Origin of the sequence: Pseudomonas sp. PDM02 (assembly GCF_014852285.1) — a bacterium.
GTDB lineage: Bacteria > Pseudomonadota > Gammaproteobacteria > Pseudomonadales > Pseudomonadaceae > Aquipseudomonas > Aquipseudomonas migulae.
This window is the reverse complement of sequence record NZ_JACVBL010000003.1, coordinates 263,252-278,671: the sequence shown is the minus strand read 5'-3', so window position 1 is coordinate 278,671 and position 15,420 is coordinate 263,252. Positions and strand designations below refer to the sequence as shown.

11 protein-coding genes and 2 pseudogenes are annotated in these 15,420 nt (G+C 57.0%); 5 read left to right on the top strand and 8 right to left on the bottom strand.

The genetic code is table 11. From position 1 onward, the window contains the following. Positions 1-93 precede the first annotated feature (93 nt). Entirely contained in the window at positions 94-1,179 is a 1,086-nt protein-coding gene (locus tag IB245_RS07620) for a GlxA family transcriptional regulator (RefSeq protein WP_192227186.1), read from the bottom strand. A 109-nt stretch (positions 1,180-1,288) separates the two neighbouring features. Beyond that, positions 1,289-2,695 (bottom strand): GABA permease, encoded by a 1,407-nt coding sequence (gene gabP, locus IB245_RS07615; protein ID WP_192227185.1) that lies wholly within the window; start codon positions 2,693-2,695, stop codon positions 1,289-1,291. Between the two features lie 428 nt (positions 2,696-3,123). Here gabP and IB245_RS07610 point away from each other — a divergent pair. Then, positions 3,124-3,991, top strand: a pseudogene (locus tag IB245_RS07610) (patatin-like phospholipase family protein). A 55-nt stretch (positions 3,992-4,046) separates the two neighbouring features. Here the strand turns inward: IB245_RS07610 and IB245_RS29345 are convergent. The 6 genes and pseudogenes from IB245_RS29345 to IB245_RS07585 form a co-directional block, all read right to left on the bottom strand. Continuing rightward, complete coding sequence (locus IB245_RS29345) at positions 4,047-4,802, bottom strand: methyl-accepting chemotaxis protein (protein WP_411737426.1); 756 nt, start codon at positions 4,800-4,802, stop codon at positions 4,047-4,049. A 102-nt stretch (positions 4,803-4,904) separates the two neighbouring features. Further along, a pseudogene (locus IB245_RS29340) lies at positions 4,905-5,675 on the bottom strand (cache domain-containing protein); the annotation flags it as partial. Between the two features lie 125 nt (positions 5,676-5,800). After that, entirely contained in the window at positions 5,801-7,054 is a 1,254-nt protein-coding gene (locus tag IB245_RS07600) for an OprD family porin (protein WP_192227182.1), read from the bottom strand. Between the two features lie 93 nt (positions 7,055-7,147). Beyond that, positions 7,148-8,452, bottom strand: a complete 1,305-nt coding sequence (locus IB245_RS07595; protein WP_008041516.1) for a CitMHS family transporter — start codon at positions 8,450-8,452, stop codon at positions 7,148-7,150. A gap of 141 nt (positions 8,453-8,593) precedes the next feature. Further along, positions 8,594-9,925, bottom strand: coding sequence for a dicarboxylate/amino acid:cation symporter (locus tag IB245_RS07590; protein ID WP_192227181.1), 1,332 nt, complete (start codon positions 9,923-9,925; stop codon positions 8,594-8,596). 44 nt (positions 9,926-9,969) lie between these two features. Continuing rightward, the gene (locus IB245_RS07585; RefSeq protein ID WP_008026398.1) at positions 9,970-11,052 is read right to left on the bottom strand and encodes a 4-oxalomesaconate tautomerase; all 1,083 of its coding nucleotides are present in this window, start codon (positions 11,050-11,052) and stop codon (positions 9,970-9,972) included. 167 nt (positions 11,053-11,219) lie between these two features. Between IB245_RS07585 and IB245_RS07580 the strand changes: the two genes are divergently transcribed. The 4 genes from IB245_RS07580 (at position 11,220) to IB245_RS07565 (ending at position 15,413) form a co-directional block, all read left to right on the top strand. Beyond that, the gene (locus IB245_RS07580; RefSeq protein WP_032832639.1) at positions 11,220-12,110 is read left to right on the top strand and encodes a LysR family transcriptional regulator; all 891 of its coding nucleotides are present in this window, start codon (positions 11,220-11,222) and stop codon (positions 12,108-12,110) included. A 183-nt stretch (positions 12,111-12,293) separates the two neighbouring features. Beyond that, a complete protein-coding gene (locus tag IB245_RS07575; protein WP_192227180.1) occupies positions 12,294-13,196 on the top strand; it encodes a universal stress protein in 903 nt (300 codons plus the stop codon). 307 nt (positions 13,197-13,503) lie between these two features. Further along, positions 13,504-14,802: a sialidase family protein gene (locus IB245_RS07570; protein ID WP_192227179.1), complete on the top strand. Its 1,299-nt coding sequence runs from the start codon at positions 13,504-13,506 to the stop codon at positions 14,800-14,802. Next, positions 14,799-15,413, top strand: a complete 615-nt coding sequence (locus IB245_RS07565) for a hypothetical protein (protein ID WP_192227178.1) — start codon at positions 14,799-14,801, stop codon at positions 15,411-15,413. Before IB245_RS07570 ends, IB245_RS07565 begins: the two co-directional genes overlap by 4 nt. Positions 15,414-15,420: the final 7 nt, after the last annotated feature.

Here is a 15,420-nt window from a genome sequence, read left to right as displayed (position 1 = left end):
CAAAGTACGATGCTCCACAGCCCGCCCCACTGTGCTTAAGGAAATGGGAGGTATTTAATTTGCGGGTGTCTGGAATGACGCCAGCTCGCTTGTTCAGGGTTTCATAATCTTGATACTTGCGAACGTTGACTCATCACGCGCCTGATCCAGCAAATTCATCGGCCTTGTCGGCGGAAGTACTTGCAGAGTCGGACTTGCTGCCACTTGCGGTTGCGCCACCAGGCGCTCATCGCTGGGTGGAATGCCGAAACACTCGCGATAGCACTTTGAGAAATGGGGGGTGGACACAAAGCCGCACACCACCGACAACTCTACGATGGAGATCGGCGTTTGCTTGAGCAACTGACGTGCGCGGATCAGGCGCAATTTGAGGTAATACCGCGACGGCGAGGAATGTAGATATTTCTGAAACAACCGCTCGAGCTGTCGACGGGACAAGCCAACATAACTCGCCAGTTCGTCGAGCTCGATCGGCTCTTCCAGATTGGCCTCCATCAAGGCGACGATTTCCTGCAACTTCGGTTGATGGGTGCCGAGCATGTGCTTGAGGGGCACTCGTTGGTGATCCTGCTCGGTGCGGATTCGCTCGTAGACGAACATCTCGGAAATGGCCGCTGACAGTTCATGACCATGATCGCGACTGATCAGGTGCAGCATCATGTCCATTGGCGCGGTTCCACCGGAGCTGGTGAAGCGGTCCCGGTCGAGAGTGAATAAACTGGAGCTGAGGTTCACGCGCGGAAAAGCTTCCTGCATGGCGGCCAGAAATTCCCAGTGCACGCTGCAATCGAACCCGTCGAGCAAGCCTGCCTGGGCCAAGGCCCAACTGCCTGTGCACACGCCCCCGATCCGCTTCGAGCGTCGCGCCTGGGCTCGCAACCAGACAACGTGCTCCCGGGTCACGGCGCTTTGAATGCCGATGCCTCCGCAGACAATCACGGTATCAAGCATCGGTGCGTTATTGATCGATGCATCCGGAGTGATCGGCATGCCGTCGCTTGCCCATACCTGCTCGCCTCCCAAACTGAAAGTGTGCCAGCGATACAGCTCCTGACCGGTCAGCTGGTTGGCCATTCGTAGCGGCTCTACAGCAGAGGCCAGAGAAATCAAAGTGAATTGGTCCAGCAGCAAAAAACCAATGGTTTGGGGAGAAACGGCCCTGGGGGTGTCATATGCCATCGAAGATTATTCTCCCAGTGAGCGGTAATGGCCCGTGGCGCGGGCGGTTTTACCGCCCCACCACTGCTCGCGTACTTATAAGATCGCAAGCAGGTTTACGCTGAAGCGGCTATGCACTTTCCGCCGCCGCCACCCTCTGCGGCTGCCCGTGGTGACGCGTGGTCACAAGGCCGATAAAGGAAATCACCAGCGCCAGGACGATGGTCGAAGAAACCTCCATACGGTGTTCGGGCGTCACCATCATCACCGCCAACGCTGCGCTGATGAAGGCGATGACGAACCAGGTGAGCCAGGGAAACAACCACATCTTGAAGGTCAGCGTGACGTTCTGCCGACGCAGAATCCTGCGCATGCGCAATTGCGACACGGCGATAACCAGGTACACCAGCAACGCAATGGCGCCAGAGCTGGCGAGCAGAAACTGGAATAAACCAGCGGGCATGAAGTAGCTGAACAAGGTCACTCCGGCACCCAGCACGGTGCTGGCGATCACCGCTGCCCTCGGCACACCCGCCGACGACGTCACCTTCAATGGTTTCGGTGCATCACCGCGCTTGCCCAGCGAAAACAACATGCGCGAGGAAATATAGATCGACGAGTTCATGCAGCTGGCCACGGCAATCAACACCACCACATCCACCAGCAACTTGGCATGGGGAATGTTCATCAGCTCCAGTGCCCGCTGGTAAGAGCCGACAGACGCCAACAACGGATCATTCCAGGGCACCACGGAAATGACCACGAAAATGGACAGCAAGTAGAACACCCCGATCCGCCAGATCACCGAGCGTGTGGCTTTGGCGATGTTCTGCGCAGGGTTGCTGGATTCGGCGGCCGCAATGGTCACCGCTTCCGTACCGATGAAGCTGAACATGATGGTGATGAATGCGCCGACGACCGCTGACAAACCGTTGGGCGCAAACCCGCCATATTCGTCCATGAGTCGACTCAACCCGCTGGCTTCCCGCTCGGGAATCCACCCCATCAGCACCGCAAAACCAAGGCCGATAAACCCGATGATCGCCACGACCTTGGCCATCGCAAACCAGAATTCGAACTCGCCGTATTTGGACACGCTGAAGAGATTGGTCACGACCAGCAGGATGATCGACAGCAAGGCAAACAACCAGGTATCGATCTGTGGGAACCATTGGTTCAATACATGCCCGGCCGCGAGCGCCTCGATGGGGATCACCAGCACCCAGAACCACCAATACAGCCAGCCGATGGTGAAGCCCGCCCAACGCCCGATTGCCTGGTCTGCATAGGTGGAAAAGGATCCGGTGTCCGGGTTGGCAACCGCCATTTCGCCCAGCATGCGCATGACCAGAACGACTAAAAGGCCGGAGAACAGATACGCCAGCAATACCGCCGGACCGGCGGCAGCGATGGCATGTCCCGACCCGACAAACAAACCTGCTCCGATAATCCCCGCGATGGAAAGCATAGTGACATGGCGCGGCTTGAAACCCTGTGCCAACTGACCGTTCGAATCTTTAGAGTTCAGGCTATTCATTGTTTTTTTTTGTTCTCTGGTGATCGACGTTAGAGCGTGCTGACTGAGGGTCAGGCGATCATCATTTCTTCCTGTTGCCCCTTATCGAAAGCGGCGAACCTCAACGCTTCTGAGCATTTCCCATCAGTCATCGTGACTGCACAGCCATTAAATGACGCGACACCTTACGCGTCCAGTCTTCAACGCAAGTAGCCCGAGCGCGCCACCTGTGAGTCTGATATCGACATGCGCCAGCGTGACAATCCATTACCGGTTTACTACCTCGACGAAGGTAGCCAACAGCTGATCCCTCTTCTATAGGCACGTTCCATCCAACCGGTGCAGGCGCATCGGTTGGAGAAGATGACTCCGTAGTCTGCCTTCACGGAATTCAGCGCCACCCCGTCAGCTACACTCATTCGATACATCTCCGCACAGAGACTTCGACCATGGTCACCAAAACCGCAATCGTATTCGCTGGCGGCGGCAGTTTGGGTGCGGTGCAGGTGGGAATGTTGCGGGCCCTGGTCGAGGCCGATGTTCGATTCGACATGGTCGTCGGCGCTTCGGTAGGCGCTATCAACGGTGCCTACTTTGCCGCAAGGCCCGACTCCGAGGGCGTCGAGGCGCTCGCCGGATTTTGGCGTGGGCTGAGTAAAACTGACATCTTTCCCCTTTCCTGGATCGACACCTGCAAAGGACTGATCAAACGGCGTGGCTTTTTGTTGCAGCCAGCGGCGTTACACCGATTGCTGGGGCAGGCACTTCCCATTCATCGCATCGAAGAAGCGACGCTGCCTCTGCACATCGTCACCACCGATCTGCTCAGTGGTGCCGAGACGGTTCTGTCCAGTGGCAACCTCGAGCAGGCGTTGCTGGCCAGCGCTGCCATTCCGCTGGTGTTCCCCTGCGTGCAAATCGCCGATCAGTTCCTGGTTGATGGCGGCGTGGCAAGCAATACACCTATTTCGACGGCCGTATCCTTGGGAGCCACCAACGTCGTGGTCATCCCCACCGGCGTGAGTTGCGCCCTGACACAACCGCCCCGGGGCCTGGTCGCCTTGGCCCTGCACACCGTCAACCTGATGAGCATGCGTCAACTGGTGAGCGACATCGAACACTTCCGCGCTGTCACCAGCCTGCACATCGTCCCGCCGTTGTGCCCTGTGGATGTCTCGGTGTTCAACTTTGACCAGACCGAGTCTTTGCTGCAGCGTGCCTATGTGCAGACTCTTCGGTGGCTGGAACGTGGGGGGGCTCGAGCGCACCAAGGTACCGGGCGCCCTGACCCTCCATTCACATGCCCATGAGCATTGAGTGATGTGAAAGACCTGTAGAACCGCCCTGCTCCCCCGTCGCCTGCAACACGGCATCAAATCTTGAATTGCCCCAGCAAGCTTTGCAGACGATTGCCGATCATATACAGCTCATCGACGGTCTTGACCCCGCTCTTGGTCTGGTTGGCAACGGAATCAATGGCCCGCGCGATCTGATGCACCCCGCGGTTGATTTCTTCAGCCACTGAGGTCTGTTCCTCCGCAGCGCTCGCGATTTGTGCGTTCATCGCGTTGATGGTCGCGATCAGTTCGACAGTGTTGCCCAGGAACTCACCCGCCTGATCGGCCTGAGCGTTAGCGCCTTGAGCCGCTTTGGTGGATTGATGCATCGCACTGACCACGCCATCAGTCGTGCCCTTGAGTCGCTCAACCATCGCCTGGATTTCCTGGGTGCTGCGCTGAGTACGACTGGCCAACGCGCGTACTTCATCGGCAACCACCGCAAACCCTCGCCCGGCAGCACCGGCACGAGCGGCTTCGATAGCCGCATTGAGTGCCAGGAGATTGGTCTGCTCGGCAATCGAGCGGATCACATCCAGCACGGTGACGATAGAAGTCACATCGCTTTGAAGGCTCTTCATGGAGATACCACTCTCATCAAGCTCCACGGTGAGTGCCTGAATTCGAGTCATGCTGCCATTGACTATTTGCCTCGCATGTCGGGACTGCCTGTCAGTTTCGACGGCTGCGTCGGCAGCGTTTTGTGCGCTGGCCGATACTTCTTGTGCCGCCGATGACATCTCATTTATCGCCGCGGCCACCTGGTCGGTTTCCTGGCGCTGCTTATCCATGGCACGGTCAATATGCCTGCTCTGCTCGGCCACATGGCTCACAGATCCATTCAACTGCTCGCTCATGGCGACGATCTGGCTGACGAGGCTGTGAATCTGATCGATAAACGCATTGAACGAACCGGCAAGTTGCCCCAGCTCATCTCGACTGACCACCGGCAGACGCCGCGTCAGATCGCCCTCGCCCGCAGCGATTTCATCAAGGTGGGCCCGGATCAGGGTCAAGGGACGTAAGCTGCGCTTGACCAGCAGTAAAGCCAACACACCGATAATGCCAACCAGCACACAAGCAATGATGGCGATGCTGAACATCAAGCTGTGCACCCGCGCATCAACATCAGCCCGCACCTTGGCGACCTGAACGTCGATACTGTCCAGATTGATCGCCGTGACCACGACCATGTCCCACTTGGGCAAATAAAAACTGTACGCGAGCTTCGCCACCACCTTATCGGTGTTGACCAGCCCTCCTGAATAGGTGACGAAGTGAGTCTCATTTTTTGCCGCAGCGACCATTTCGCGGTTCAAGTATTTCCCGTTGATGTCTTTGCGATCACTCATGTTGGTGCCGACGCCTTCGCTGCTGTCACCGCGAAACAGGCGTACAACCTGGCTGTCATAACCGATGAAATAGCCGTCATCGCCATACTTCATTTTCGACAAGCGGCTGATCGCCAAGGCTCGGCTGGACGGATCCCCGGCAGCAGCCCGATCATAAAGTTCGGCTATGGAAGTGCGAGCGATGCTCGCGTAATCCTTGAGCCGAGTGCGGCTCTCTTCAAGCAGTCGCTCGCGGGTCTGAGCGACTTCTTGTTCGGCCTGGGACTGCAAAGTGCCGCGGGTGCTCAACCCTGAAACCAGGGCAAACAGCATCACGGGAAACAACGTCAGCAACAGTATTTTGGTTTTAAACGACATCGTTGAAATCCTTCACCCAATCCTGTGAGGCCGAGGCTGAAAAGGCGGCCTGCGAATATCGCGAGGCCGCGATCAGGGAATCACCAGAGCGCGATGTCGTAGGTAAAGTAGATCCGGTTGCTGTCTCGGCCACGGGAATAATCAGAGCGATAAACATAGTTGCGCAACCGCACACCCAAGCCCTTGAAGGTGCCTTGTTGCACGACATAAGCCAGTTCGGCGTCACGTTCCCACTCTTTTACCGTGGTGTTGGACTTGCCGTCGTTGCCGCTCAGATAGCGAGTAGAGAACGTCAGGCCCGGCACGCCGAGGGCGGCAAAGTTATAGCCGTAATTAAGCATCCAGGTTTTTTCATCTTCCTCGATGAACTTGCCTATCCCGGCGTTGCTGAACGAGTACACCGTTGCGCCACTGATAAAGGGCAATCCAGCGTCACCACTGAGGGTCTGATAGCCGCCGCCGAATGTATGGCCGGAAATGGCGTAGGACAGTTGCCCGCTCAGCATGTTGTTGTCGATCTTGCCACCGTAGGCCGAGCCGGTATCGACACTGTTGAAGTAGCGCAAGTCACTGGTCAGCACGCCGCCGCCCAAGGGTAGATCGTGCTGGATACCTGCAAAATTCTGACGGTAAAAGTTTTCCAGCTCGCCATAGAAGTAACTCAAACGAACGCTCTTCCCCAGCTTGTATTCGGCCCCGGCATAGCTGAAGTCCCCTGATTTATCTCCGCCGTAACCGTCGGGCACAATCGGCATGCTGTCGGTGGAATCGCGCAGTTTGAATCGATCCAGATAGCCCCCGGTGAGGGTGAGGTTTTCGATGTCGACGCTACTGATCTGCGTGCCTTGGTACGTTTGCGGCAACAGACGCGCGTCGTTGTAGATCAGCACCGGAGTCTTGGGTAACAAGGTGCCGTATTTGACCGTGGTCTTGGCCAGTTGGGCCTTGGCAGTCAAACCCAGGCTTGCAAACTCGTCTGCCGCACGACCGTCATCATGGACGGGCAGCAAACCCGTACCGCTGCGGCCACGGCCGGAATCGAGCTTGACCCCGACCAGGCCAAGGGCATCAACACCAAACCCGAGGGTGCCGGGGGTAAATCCCGACTGGTAATCCAACAGGAATCCCTGGGCCCATTCGGTTCGTTCGCTCTTCGCCGTCCTTGCCGACTTGGCACTCAAGCCATGCTCGTCGCGGAAGTTTTCATTGAAATAGACGTTGCGCAATTGCAGCTTGAGCTTGCTGTCATCGATAAATCCTTCTGCGCTGGCACTGGCCAGCGGCAACAAACCAAGAAGTGAAAACAGCGCCCGTTGGGTATGCAAAGTGGTCATGGAAAACTACTCATTGTTGTTATTTGGAGTGCAGAACAGCGCGACAGCCTCGCTGGCGAGGCGCCTTGGGAGTAAACAGGTGGCTTGGGTGAATCAGGTGAAGAGACTGATCGCCCCTGTCAGCAGGGCTAGCGCGGTGATGACCAGTGAAGTGAGCACCGCCCATTTGACGGTGGCTTTCTGGAAGTCGCCGATATCGCGATCGACCATCCCCACCAGCAACAGGGTTGAGGCGACCAGCGGACTCATCAGGTGTACTGGCTGCCCGAGAATCGACGCGCGGGCGATTTCCACCGGATCAATGCCATACGCCGCAGCGGCATTCGCCAGAATGGGCACCACGCCAAAGTAATAAGCATCGTTGGACAGAACGAATGTCAGCGGCATGCTAGTAATCGCCACCACCAGCGGGAACAGATGCCCCCAGGACGGCGGAATCCAGTCAACCAGGGTTTGCGCCAGGGAGTCGACCATCTTGGTGCCGGAGAAAATCCCGGCAAAGATGCCGGCGGCAAACACCAACAGTACGACAGTCATGGCGTTGCCCGAATGGGCGAGGATGCGTTCCTTCTGAATATCCAGTTGCGGGTAGTTGATCATCAGCGCCAGTACGAAGCCGATCAGGAACAGGATCGCGGAATGCATGATCCCCATCACCAGTGCGACCATCACCGCGATCACCAACAGCAGATTGACGTAGGCCAGTTTCGGTCGCTTGTGTGGCGTGTCTTCAAGAATCGCCTTGATGTAGCAATCTCCCCCGCCGCTTTCCAACTGGATATTGCCGATCCGTTTGCGCTCGGCACGGCCCAGCAGAAACGCGGTGAACACCACCCACATGGCGCCGCCAATCATGGTCGGCAGCAACGGTACGAAGTATTCACCGGCATCCAGGCCCAGCGCCGCGATCGCTCGGGTCGCCGGCCCTCCCCAAGGCGTCATGCCACTCATGATGCTCAGAGAAAGCATGGCGATGGTCGCCAGAATCATCGGATTCATCCCGATACGTTTGTACAGGGGAAGCATTGCCGCACAGGTGATCATGTAGGTGGTGGTGCCATCACCGTCCAGGGCCACCAGCAGCGACAGCAACGCTGTGCCGACAGCGATTTTCATCGGGTCGCCGTTGACGCGTTTGAGGATCTTGCGAATCAGCGGGTCAAACAGACCGGCGTCGATCATCAAGCCGAAAAACAAGATCGCGAACAGCAGGAGCGCGGCCGAAGGAGCGACCATTTTCAAGCCGTCGAGCATCATCTTGCCGGTAGTGCCACCGAAACCGCCAATGACGGCAAACACAATCGGCACCACCGTCAGCGCGACAATCGGCGATAACCGTTTGGTCATTATCAGGACGGTGAAGACCACCACCATGGCCAATCCAAGCAATGCGAGCATAGGTCAGTTCTCTTGTTCTTATGAGTAGCGTGGCCGACGCACAGGCGCGCGACCCCGTCCCCGCCAGACGGCACGATCAACGGTGCCTGGCGGGAGTTATTCATTGAGGTATTTAAGGGGGCTGGATTCAGCCGCGAACGGTCAAGCGTGTTCGGTGACCTTCAGGCCATCCCAGTCGGGGTTCTGGACTTGGGCTGGGGGTGCGGCAGGCGAAGGTTTGCCGTCCAGAGTCCGCATCAGTGTTTCGCGATCACAGGCGTTCTCCGAGATGGACATCACCACGGTAGCCACGGCGTTGCTTGCCAGACTGGTCAAAGCCCGGGCTTCCGACATGAAACGGTCGATACCGATCAGCAAGGCAAGGCCGGCCAAGGGAATGTCATGGATCACTGTCAGCGTCGATGCCAGTGCGACAAAGCCGGCGCCGGTGACGCCCGCTGCCCCCTTGGAGGACAACAGCATGATTGCCAGCATGGTCACGGTCTGCGTCAGGCTCAGTTCGATGTTGCAGGCCTGAGCAATGAACACCGCTGCCAGCGAGAGGTAGATGGCCGTACCGTCGAGGTTGAACGAGTACCCCGTTGGCAACACCAGCCCCACCACGCCTTTCTTGCAACCCAGGGCTTGCAGCTTTTCCAGCATCCGCGGCATCACCGGCTCGGTGGAAGAAGTCCCGAGCACCACCAGAAATTCTTCGCGGAAGTAGCGCAGCAACTTCCACAGACTGAAACCATTCGCCCGGCAGATGCTCCCCAGCACCACAAAGACGAAGAAGGCGCAGGCGACGTACAGCGTCATGATCAGCTTGGCCAACGAGCCCAGCGATGTAATACCGTACTGGCCCACGGTGAACGCCAAGGCGCCAAAGGCACCGATCGGAGCGAAGCGCATCAGGTAGGAGAATATCTTGAACACCATATGCGAGGCGGATTCCAGTACATCCAGCACCGGCTTGCCACGCTCGCCTATGGCCGACAGCGCAAAACCGCAAAGCACCGCGATGAACAACACCGGCAGTACTTCACCTTTATTGAAGGCACCGATGAACGTGTCGGGGATGATGTGCATGAAAAACTCGACCACTCCCAGCTTCGCGGCCGAATCGGTGTACTGCGACAAGCCCTTGGTGCTCAACTGGGTGGGGTCGATGTTCATGCCCACACCGGGTTTGAACAGGTAGACCGACACCAGGCCAATAATCAGGCTGATCACGGTCAACGCCAGGAACAGCAGCATGGTCTTGCTCAACAGGCGTCCGAGGGAGCGTTTATCGCTCATACCCGCGATACCCGTGACGATGGTGCAGAACACCACCGGAGCGATCATCATCTTGATCAGTTTGATGAAGGCATCACCCAGCGGCTTCAAGGCGATGGCCTGCTGCGACCAAAAATGTCCGACCAGTACGCCCAACAGCACGGCGCAGAGAATCTGAAAGTAGAGCGATTTTACAACTTTCATGGCATCACCCATTTTTAGAATTGTGCTGATGCAAAAACGGCAATGACTAGGGGACGTTATCCGGCGAGTCGTTGGGAAGCCGCGGCGTAGACAAAACCGGAGAACAGCCTGCGCGATGTACGCACTACCGAAGCACGAATGGTCTCACCCTGAGCGCCGGTGTAGGACAATACGACATCTATTCCACCACTTGGGTGTTCAATGCGTACTTGCTGCAAGCGTGGCTCGCTAACCCCGCCGAGCAATTGCGCGACCACGCTGCCTTCAGTGACACAAGCAGTGGCCAGGCCGATGGAACCGGTGATCGCCAAGGCCCGGTGGCAATTGTGTGGCATGAAGTAGCGCACCTGGATTGTGCCGCCAGCCTTGGCCGGTGAAACCAGTACAGGCTTGGGGATCACTTTGTCGCTGACATCACCCAGGCCCATTGCCAGGCCAGCTTGCAGTCGCAAGGCCTCCAGGCGACGCAGAAATTCTTTGTCGGCATCCAGCTCTGCAGGACTTTCATCACCGCGCTTACCCAACTGGCCAGCTTCGACGATCATCATCGGCATCGCCATGTCGATGCAGGTCACTGCAATACCGTCGATCAGATCCTGCGTTTGCCCGGTCGGGAAAAGCTTGCCCGTCTTGCTGCCCGCCGCATCCAGGAAGGTCAGTTGCACAGGAGCGGCGGTACCCGGCACACCATCGATGGCAGTGTCGCCTTCATAGCTGACCTTGCCACCCGGGGTCTGTACCTCGGCGTTCACAAAAGTCCCCGTGTTGAGGTTGCGAATACGCACACGGGTCAGGTCTTTGGTGCCTTTTACCAACCCCTGCTCGATGGCGAACGGGCCAACGGCGCAAAGCATGTTGCCGCAATTGGGCGCAGTGTCGACTCGACGCTGGGAGACCATGACTTGAACGAACAGATAGTCGACATCCGCGTCAGGATGCAGCGACGGGCTGACGATCGCCACCTTGCTGGTTTGTGGACTACCGCCACCGATGCCGTCAATTTCCAGCTCATGGCCAGAACCCATAAGGTTGAGCAGCAGCTCATCACGGTCTTCGATCGCAACAGGTAAATCCCAGGCGAGAAATACCGGGCCCTTGGAAGTACCACCGCGCATTAGCACACAGGGAATTCGTTGCATGAATACTGACTCTTGTTGATCAATGGGGGTTATTGATGTCTTGTGAGCAAGAGTCGCAGGCTTTAAAAATTGTTTCCAATGCAAATATCAGCCTGATTATTGCGTTTGACGCATGATGAATCTAGGATGAATTGGCTGAATAACGCTCGTCTGCCGAGATAAAAAAAGTGAATTATGAGCTCAATGACATCCGATCTTTCGTGAAAATCGCGGAACTTGGAAGCTTCCACGAAGCTGCCGATGCCTTGCATCTTTCTCAACCCGCGTTGAGTCGGAGAATGAAAAAGCTTGAAGAGGGATTGGGAACAGCGCTTCTTGATCGCACGACAAGAAGGGTAAGCCTCACCAGCGTTGGGCGAGACTTCCTGCCCAAGGCACGACGCTTACTGGATGACTTCGACGACTCGATACTTAACATCCGCGAGCTGGCGGAGCGGCAGAGCGGCCGTGTGACCCTCGCCTGCATCCCCACCGCAGCCTTCTACTTCCTCCCTTCGGTCATCCGCCTCTACAACGAGCGCTATCCGCAAATCCGCATTCGTTTGCTTGATCTCAGTGCGAACGAAGGACTGGAGGCTGTTCTGCGTGGCGAAGCCGACTTTGGCATCAACATGATGAGCGGCCAGCACCCCGACATTGAGTTTGTGCCGTTGGTCAACGAGCCTTTTGTTTTGGCGTGTCGACGCGATCATGAGCTGGCCGGGCGCAGTTCGGTCACCTGGTCTGAACTGAGCAATTACCGCCTTATCGGGGTCGGTCGCCTGAGCGGCAACCGCATGTTGCTGGACCACGCGTTGTCGGGCTTGAGCTGGCGTCCACAGTGGTTCTATGAGGTGCAACACCTGTCTACATCGCTGGGCCTGGTAGAAGCTGGCCTAGGCGTTTCGGCAATGCCGAGCCTCGCAATGCCGGCGGTGGATCATCCAACCTTGGTGAGCGTCCCCTTGATAGAGCCTGTCGTGAACCGATCGCTGGGACTGGTTTACCGAAGAGGCGCCTCACTCTCTCCGGCAGCGGAAAAATTCGTCTCGATACTGCTGGAACAGTGGGAGCAATGACCCCTCTCGTCCTGCCTGCTTTAATAAGTGCATAGGGCAACTCGTCCCGCGCGCGCTCACTGAATGCAGGCGTATATTGGTATTGGCGACCCAGGAAGTTGAGGCCGTAGAGGTCGCCAATGGTATGGCGGACGAAAGTGCTGGCAAAAACCAACGGATAACCCGGAATGCTGGAGGTGCGACATGAGCCAATATCAACGCCTCTTTCTGATTGTCGGTCCAACCATGCGTCACACGCCGGCGATGGAGCGGGCAGTCGCACTTGCCAAAGCCACTGACGCAGTGCTGCATATCGCGGTGTTCATTGAAGACGTCGACATCTTGGGGTTGATGAGCGGGAATGAGCAATTTCGCGAAATCTGTCAGCAAGAGAACCAGAAGTGGCTGCAAGATGAAGCCCAACTGATACGTGGCAATGGCATTGCGGTGACCACCGAAGTTGTATTGGCTCGGGACGTACTTCAAGAAATCCTTCAGCATGTGAAAGACTTGCAACCGGACCTGGTTATCAAGGACGTACACCACGAATCAGCACTCAAACGCGTATTCGTCACGCCGCTGGATTGGCATCTGCTGCGCGATTGCCCGGTTGCTGTTCATCTGGTCAGCGAAGTCAGGTGTCCACTTCCGCGGGTGATTGTGGCGGCAGTGGATTTGTCGCATCCAGAGCACCAGATTAACGACCTCAATGACCGGATCATCGTGGCTGCGCAGCGGATGGCCATGCAGTGCGATGCAGAGCTGCACCTGCTGCACGCCTTCGACCCATCGCTGACACATATCTCTGACGCCGGTGCCGGCGCCGTGACGATGCCGGGCTTCAGTACCGATGTACGCCGGTCACTGAACAAGTCCTTCATTACGCTGGCTGAAAACTACCGCGTGCCCTCTGAACGACAACACTTCATTGAAGGGCCGCCCACCAAAGTGATGTCCGACTTCGCGGCCCACACCCGAGCCGATGTGATCATCATGGGCGATACGCACCGTAAAGGGCTGCACAAGCTGATTGGCAGTACTACAGAGCACGTGTTGTATAAGGTGCCCTGCAATGTTTTGGCAATTAAGGCGCAGGTAGATCAATAACGGATCCGCTTTTAGTGCGCGAAGGCAGCGTTGGCGGCCGAACAGGCCGCGACGCTCGGCTCGCTGAATGGGTTTTTGTGAATTTCAGTCTATTCTTCCGCCTTCGAGAGCAGTTTTTCGATTAACGGCCTGGCGCCCAGCAGCATCTTTAAACCATTGATAAATAATATTTATTTATAATTTCAAGGTCCGAATATCGCGCTACAAACATTTGCTTACAAAGCAGCGGCTCGCTAAAGCCCGAGTCTGCTACTACAAGTGATAGGTTGAGCTGCCTGAATCGGCCATAAGATGCACAGCCTCGATTATGCGCATCCACCTACCCTCCCTCCCTGCCTTCTTGGCTTATGTTGCGCTTTCCTGCCTGTTTGCGGCCGCATGGTTCACCCACCCTGCCCCTGTGCATTCTTCCTTTGCCCTGATGAACCCGGTGAGGGCTGTGGCTGAGCAAGTGGCCAAACCCATTTATACCAGCCGTTTTGCCTCATCCGGGCTGGTGGACTTCGTGCATTCCTCTGCGGTAACCGCCTTGCCTGACGGTAGCCTGATGACCGTCTGGTTCGCGGGTACGCGTGAAGGCGCAGCCGATGTGCAGGTGCGCTCTGCCCGCTTCGACGCGCAAACCGGCGAATGGGGTGCGGAACAGGTATTGGCGACTCGGCAGTCGACCCAACTGGGCACTGGTAAATACATTCGAAAACTGGGTAACCCGGTCGTTGCGCTCGCACCGGATAACCGGCTCTGGTTGTTCTACGTGTCCGTGTCCATGGGGGGCTGGGCCGGTAGTGCGGTCAATGTAATGGTCTCTGAAGACTATGGACGCCAATGGTCGGCGCCGCGCCAATTGATCACCTCGCCCTTCTTGAATATCAGCACCCTGGTACGGTCGGCTCCGGTGTTTCATGCCGACGGTTCCATCGGCTTACCGGTCTACCACGAATTTCTGGGCAAGTTTTCCGAGTACCTGTACTTGAGCGCAGACGGTGAGGTGATCGATAAATTCCGCATCAGCCATGGCAATAACTCATTGCAACCCACGGTCGTTCCGCTGGATGGACAGCGCGGCATCGCCTTGCTGCGCTATGCCGGCAACACCCACCATCGAGTACTGGCGACCCGCACTGAAGACGCCGGGCAAACCTGGAGCGAGCCTTATCCGCTCGATCCCTCGAACCCCAATTCTTCGTTGGCGGCCATAGCGACGCCCGAACATGGGCTGCTGGTGGCACTCAATGACCTGCAAGAGGGGCGCTTCAAACTGAGTCTTTATGGCACCGACGCAAAAATGGACGATTGGCGCTCGCTGCGCGACCTCGACAAATCGCCTGATCCAGAGGGCGATACGTTTTCACCCGAGGCCTACAAGGAAATCATCGGCAGAGAGTTTCGCGGATCCAGTGGCGCACTTCGCCAACCGCTGGAAGCGCAGTTCCTGAACAACCTGGACAGCCGGGTCTGCAAGGAACAAGCCTGCAGTTTCGAATATGAATACCCGTACTTCATCCGCAGTCCCGACGGGATGTATCACCTGGTTTATTCCTGGAACAACACCTTCATCAAGCACGTCACCTTCAACGATGCATGGCTGTCGGAGCATGCCAAATGATCAACCTTTGGCAAGCGCATCTCAGTTTCACAATGATCATCTTTCTGTTGCTGCCTTCTTTCGGCTTAAAGCGGGCTGCGCAGATCGTGCTGCTGGTTGCATTGCTGGCCGCCAGCTTTATACCGCTGGACGGCTTGTCCTTGGCGGCTTACCTGCGCAGCCACATTGATGACCTTGCGATGACGACCTTGGTGTTCATGGCGTGGGGCTGTTTGCGTCGACTGGGTTTCCTGCCGGCTGCTCAGCAGGATAAAACCCGCGTGTTGATTATCTTCGCTGCGCTGGCACTGGCGTTGTATCCGGCAACACTGGGGTTGAGTCATCTGGACCCTTACCGGTTTGGCTTCAGCCCGCGCCCGATGCTGATCTTCTTCGCTCTGCTCACGGCAGGTCTGTTTTACCTGCGCAGCTACCTGGCCGTCGTGATGCTGGCCAGTGCGACCCTGGCCTTCATCGCCGGGGTAAAACCTTCGCATAACTATTGGGATTACCTGGTTGATCCGCTGCTGGGGCTGTATTGCTGCGCGGCATTGCTGATGCTCGCGGCGCGCTGGACGTACGGCTGGCTGAACACACGGCGTGGCGCAGTGAAAGACTCCGGATCCATTTGAGATTCAA

Excerpts from the sequence above, each read along its gene's own strand:
- IB245_RS07595 (WP_008041516.1), bottom strand. The coding sequence starts at position 8,452 with ATGCTCGCATTGCTTGGATTGGCCATGGTGGTGGTCTTCACCGTCCTG.
- IB245_RS07620 (WP_192227186.1), bottom strand. The coding sequence starts at position 1,179 with ATGGCATATGACACCCCCAGGGCCGTTTCTCCCCAAACCATTGGTTTT.
- IB245_RS07570 (WP_192227179.1), top strand. The coding sequence starts at position 13,504 with ATGCGCATCCACCTACCCTCCCTCCCTGCCTTCTTGGCTTATGTTGCG.
- IB245_RS29345 (WP_411737426.1), bottom strand. The coding sequence starts at position 4,802 with ATGGATAAGCAGCGCCAGGAAACCGACCAGGTGGCCGCGGCGATAAAT.
- IB245_RS07585 (WP_008026398.1), bottom strand. The coding sequence starts at position 11,052 with ATGCAACGAATTCCCTGTGTGCTAATGCGCGGTGGTACTTCCAAGGGC.
- IB245_RS07565 (WP_192227178.1), top strand. The coding sequence starts at position 14,799 with ATGATCAACCTTTGGCAAGCGCATCTCAGTTTCACAATGATCATCTTT.
- IB245_RS07575 (WP_192227180.1), top strand. The coding sequence starts at position 12,294 with ATGAGCCAATATCAACGCCTCTTTCTGATTGTCGGTCCAACCATGCGT.
- gabP (WP_192227185.1), bottom strand. The coding sequence starts at position 2,695 with ATGAATAGCCTGAACTCTAAAGATTCGAACGGTCAGTTGGCACAGGGT.
- IB245_RS07590 (WP_192227181.1), bottom strand. The coding sequence starts at position 9,925 with ATGGGTGATGCCATGAAAGTTGTAAAATCGCTCTACTTTCAGATTCTC.
- IB245_RS07600 (WP_192227182.1), bottom strand. The coding sequence starts at position 7,054 with ATGACCACTTTGCATACCCAACGGGCGCTGTTTTCACTTCTTGGTTTG.